Source organism: Xenorhabdus vietnamensis, assembly GCF_002127535.1.
GTDB classification, from domain to species: Bacteria; Pseudomonadota; Gammaproteobacteria; order Enterobacterales; family Enterobacteriaceae; genus Xenorhabdus; species Xenorhabdus vietnamensis.
The window spans coordinates 1-4926 of the sequence record NZ_MUBJ01000051.1; the positions used below are offsets into that span (position 1 = coordinate 1).

General features: G+C 33.4%; 3 protein-coding genes and 1 pseudogene. 2 read left to right on the forward strand and 2 right to left on the reverse strand.

The window, feature by feature from the left end; genetic code table 11:
* The first annotated feature begins 810 nt into the window (after positions 1-810).
* Positions 811-1974, forward strand: coding sequence for a glycosyltransferase family 4 protein (locus Xvie_RS19670; protein WP_086110804.1), 1164 nt, complete (start codon positions 811-813; stop codon positions 1972-1974).
* Between the two features lie 345 nt (positions 1975-2319).
* On the opposite strand, the pseudogene Xvie_RS23455 reads toward Xvie_RS19670, so the two are convergent.
* Positions 2320-2622, reverse strand: a pseudogene (locus tag Xvie_RS23455) (hypothetical protein); the annotation flags it as partial.
* Between the two features lie 561 nt (positions 2623-3183).
* Between Xvie_RS23455 and Xvie_RS19680 the strand changes: the two are divergent.
* Complete coding sequence (locus tag Xvie_RS19680) at positions 3184-4164, forward strand: hypothetical protein (protein ID WP_086110806.1); 981 nt, start codon at positions 3184-3186, stop codon at positions 4162-4164.
* Between the two features lie 40 nt (positions 4165-4204).
* Here the strand turns inward: Xvie_RS19680 and Xvie_RS19685 are convergent, their stop codons facing one another.
* Positions 4205-4771 carry a hypothetical protein gene (locus tag Xvie_RS19685; RefSeq protein ID WP_086110807.1) on the reverse strand — a complete coding sequence of 189 codons (567 nt, stop codon included), beginning with the start codon at positions 4769-4771 and terminating at the stop codon, positions 4205-4207.
* Positions 4772-4926 lie beyond the last annotated feature (155 nt).

Genomic DNA, 4926 nt, shown 5'->3' on the forward strand with positions numbered 1-4926 from the left:
GTGCATGTTGATTGCAATAGACTAGAGTAGACCTAAAAAGAAAAGACCTGATTGATTTATCAGGTCTTTCTAGGAGTTAGTTTACTAGAGTAGACGTTAGTAAACTTATGTTTGGTGCCCAGGTCGGGACTTGAACCCGCACAACCTAAAGGTCGAGGGATTTTAAAATCGTTGTTATTTTTAATTAAATCAATAAGTTAAAATACTTCCACCTAATATAACTAGCCATTATCACCCTTAAAAACCAAATAGTTACGGCTATTAGTCATTGGTAATTAGGAATGAAGGGAATATAAGTCGAATAGTAAACCTTGCATAATGCTAATCATTTCTATGCATTATCTAATTGAGAAATAAAGAAGTAGATACATCGTTAATACAACCGTTTACTGATTACATTGACAAGATATCGAAAATAACATGGTAGCAATTTCACCCTTAATAGTGGGATAACCAAACTGCACACGGAATCGCATCCAAATAGGAAAGCAAACTGCTGTCACTATAATTCCATTCCCCAGTTCCATTGGTAGGGTAACGATCAACAATTCATCAGATTAGGCTACGTAAATGAGATTAAGTACTATACTTGTACTTGCTGTAAATCATTTTGGAGGATGATATGAATAAATACGCCTATTGGTGTGCAATCAACCTATAACGATGGCGATAGGTCAATAATGCTCCAAAAGCGAATTTCTTTTTTTGATGAACAATATAGAAATAGATCATTAAAAATAAAAGCTTTTTTATGGATAGTGTTTATTTGACGTTGGGTTAAAAGGGTAAAACCATAACAGAGGAGAATACATGAAACTGTTGCATCTAATTAATTTACAAGGTTTTGGTGGATCTGAACGTCTTTTAATTGAATATTTAAAACATAGTTCTTTTGATAATGAAATTCTGTGTACAAGTAATGAAATAAATAAAAATATTGTATCTGAACTTTCTCATTTTAGGATATTTTATGCTAACAATGTTGGCTCAACAGTCATAAAATACCCAGCAATATTAAGAAAACTGGCTTTAAATAAAAAAATTGAAAATAGTAAGGCCGATATAACTATTGTATGGGATTTTATCCCAAGATTAACTAGAAAGCCTAAGAATACTCATTTTATATATTATGATCATGGATGCTCTTGGCGCTACCCACAAGATAACAAAACATTAAATTTCCTTGCTATGGTTGATTGTGGAATAGCCGCATCACATGCTTCATCTCGCATTATGGAATTAAGATTCCATCCTGTTTTCCCTATTCATACAATAAATAATCGTTTAGCTATTAAAAATAAAGAAAATACGAAAAAAAATATCAAACAAAACATTACATTAGGAACAGCATCAAGATTAGTTGGTTTAAAGGGTATAAGTATTGCTATATTGATAGTTTATGAATTAGCTAAAAAATGTATAAATACCACTCTACTTATAGCTGGGGAAGGTAATATAAGAAAAAACCTGGAAGAATTAAGCCATAAACTAGGTGTAGAAGATAAAATTAAATTTTTAGGCTATCAATCTGATATGGTCTCATTTTATGAGAAGATTGATTTATATCTAAGTACTCCTGTTACCGAACCATTCGGTTTATCATGTATTGAATCACTGTCGCATGGAGTTCCCGTCATATTCCCACTTATAGATGGTCAACCTGAAGCTATTAAAGACGGATATTGTGGTATAGGTTTAAAACCCTCAGTTTCAATTGATGAACATGAAAAACTAACTGGTATTGATATAAGTTTTCCTCATCAGGTTTATGACCCTATTAATGATCAGTTAACAGAACCTAAATTACTTTCTCACCTTGAATGTGTTAGCGCTATTGAGCGCTTACTCAACGATCCACCTTTATATGAATCAATGTGTAAAAATGCTATTGAATGGTCTAAGGAAAATATGAATTATGAAAAATTCAAAACTGAATTTGAACGCGTATTAAAAGTTTTAAAAAACAATAGCTAGTACAATTTAATCAGGGAAACATTGCCCTGATTATTATTTTAGTTTCTATGCTAAAACAGCCAATGCATATATTTGACTGTTATATAATGTATTGCATGTTAATGTTCTACCATTATTAGAAGTTCTAAATGAACCAATGGAATCCATCATCATAAAATCTAAATTTATTCCGTCATAGGGTATAAACGTTTGTACCCATCTCTCTAATTCTGAATCCATAGTAACAAAAGCGATTTTACCACGAGCATCATCTGATAAATTTACAGAGTTTCCTTTTGTTAGTCCTGAACCATAGCCACCATAAGTTCTCCATAAAATTTTCCACGAACCACCATAACCTCGTAAGTATCTAGAATCACTCTCTCTTTTGGTATAACTCTCCCCTTTAAACGCATAATTGCCTGCAGGTTGGTAATTTCCAGCTGGTTGATAGTTGCCATGGGGCTGATATTTATTATCTGACTCCCCTTTTGTATAACTGTCCCCTTTCAAGGCATAATTACCTGCAGATTGATAGTTCCCTTTAGGTTGGTACTTCGCATCAGACTCTGGTTTAGTATAACTATCTCCTTTCAGCGCATAATTTCCAGCTGGTACATAATCACCTTTTGCCTGAAAACGGGCATCCGATTCATCTTTACTATAGGCTCCCACATCAGCGGCAGTCAGGAATGATGGCTTTTTTATCCTCAAAACTTGCCAAATTCTGGCAGAAGAAAGTGACTACCGCATATTGATCCTGAACATATGTGGGAGGAATGGCAGGAGTATTTACAGCAAGGACAGCGTTAACCCCTCCTAAATTCTGCACTAGTCCTAGATTAGATACCACCTCTACAGCGCATCAGTTCGCTGCCTACATTGATGAAACATAAAATCCTGCTAATATAATTAATAAAAACTTAATATGGTGTGATATGAAAGTTTTTGTTATTAACTTAAAAAAAGATATAGATCGCAAACTATCAATACAGAACCAGCTAGGAAATATAAATCCTGATGCTGAATTTATTACAGAGATATATTATGGAAAATAACTTACTAATGAACAACTTCAAAATATCTTCCAAAAATTCGATAAGACATATCTTACTCTTGGAGAAGTAGGATGTTCAATGAGATAGTTTATTATGAAGATCATCAAGTGATTTAATTGCAGTACCTCGATCACTAAGTGATTTTAAAAAAAACTTACAGATACAGCTAAAAATGAAAAAAGTCACTCTAACATTTAAAAAATCTAATCACATAAACCAGTATATATATGGTTTCTTACTCCTTAATAAACAAAAGATAATAAAAATTGATAAAATCAATAAGGATAGTAATATAGCTAGTATTCAGCATATTCTACGCGCTGAAATTGATGGAAGAAAGATTGTATACGATGCAAATGATGGCGACCATTTAGAACGTAATTTTTTCTCATTATCTGACTATGAATGGTGTGACCTATACTTTAAACGTAGTCTGTCTGAACAATTATTGTGTAATTATCCTAAATGCCGTCCTCTTGGCTTTAATTATAATTTAAAACCCGCTTATCGAAGAATAGAACATTTTTTAGGTAATATTCGTCGTCAACTTGGGAAGGAAATTATTCGCCATTATGATCTTGAAGTTTCACCATATATTTCTGACAACCCTAAAATCCTTTTTTTAACCCGATTATGGGAACCTAATTCTAAGACTGAAAATTCATCAGAAAAACAAAAAATAACTCATGAAATAAATGCACTTAATGAACAAAGACTCATGATCCTAAAAACCATTAAATCTCATTTCTCAAGCATTGCAACCATTGGACTAAACGATAGTGAATATTCTAGAAAAATGGCACCTGATTTTATCTTACCAGCGACACATACAAATCGTCGAAATTTTATTGATATGATAAAAAATCACGAAATATGTATCACATCTACAGGACTTCACAGATCAACAGGTTGGAGATTTGGTGAATTCGTAGCAGCAGCAAGAGCTATTATTTCTGAACCTCTTGAATATATCGTTCCTGGTGATTTTAGTAACTACCTGACCTTTAAAAATGAAGATGAGTTAATTTCAGCCATTGATAAATTAACTCATGATAAAGAGCTACGATATAAAATGATGACTGACAATGAAATTTATTATAACGAACATCTTAAACCAGATAAGCTAATATTAAACACATTGTTATCTTCTTAATTAATAGCCTCACTAAAAGTGAGGCAGAATTTAATTCCATTCAATAAATAACCCTTATCTCCTTAATTCTAGCGTAGTCTTCATAATATATATTTACTTCTTTTCCATTATTTGACGTTGAAATAATACATATTCCAGCTTTACCTTGGTGTAAATGAATTCTTACACCATCAACAGGAGGCATTAATACATAATAAAACTCTACTGCGTCTTGTAACCGAAAATAACAATGAGTCCCTCGAATATCATCACTTATTGTAAATGAAGAATCTCTCCCTTGGTCTCCTAACCAAATTGATTTTAACGTACCTATTGCAGTGCCTTTTTTCTCATACCTCGCATCACTTTCAGATTTCGTGTAGCTACTTCCTGCTGCGGCATAGTTCCCTTTAGGCTGATATTTATTATCAGACTCCCCTTTAGAGTAGCTGTATCCAACAGGTTGGTAGTTTCCACGGGATTGATATTTGCTGTCAGATTCCCCTTTCGTGTAACTCTCCCCACGAATGGCGTAATTACCTGCTGGGGCATAATTACCTTTCGACTGATACCGATAATCTGATTCCGATTTCGTATAGCTTTCGCCTTTCGGGGCGTAGCTGCCCACAGGCGCATAGTTGCCTCTCGGTTGGTACTTACCATCACTTTCGTTCTTTGAATAGCTATAGCTAAATCATATTAATATGACATAATATCTAAATCTAAGATGACAAGGCATAAAATGAGATGGGCTACAGCTTAGATTTTCGAAAGCGAGTACTG

Coding starts and splice junctions, on each gene's coding strand:
- Xvie_RS19670 (WP_086110804.1), top strand. CDS start 811: ATGAAACTGTTGCATCTAATTAATTTACAAGGTTTTGGTGGATCTGAA.
- Xvie_RS19680 (WP_086110806.1), top strand. CDS start 3,184: ATGAAAAAAGTCACTCTAACATTTAAAAAATCTAATCACATAAACCAG.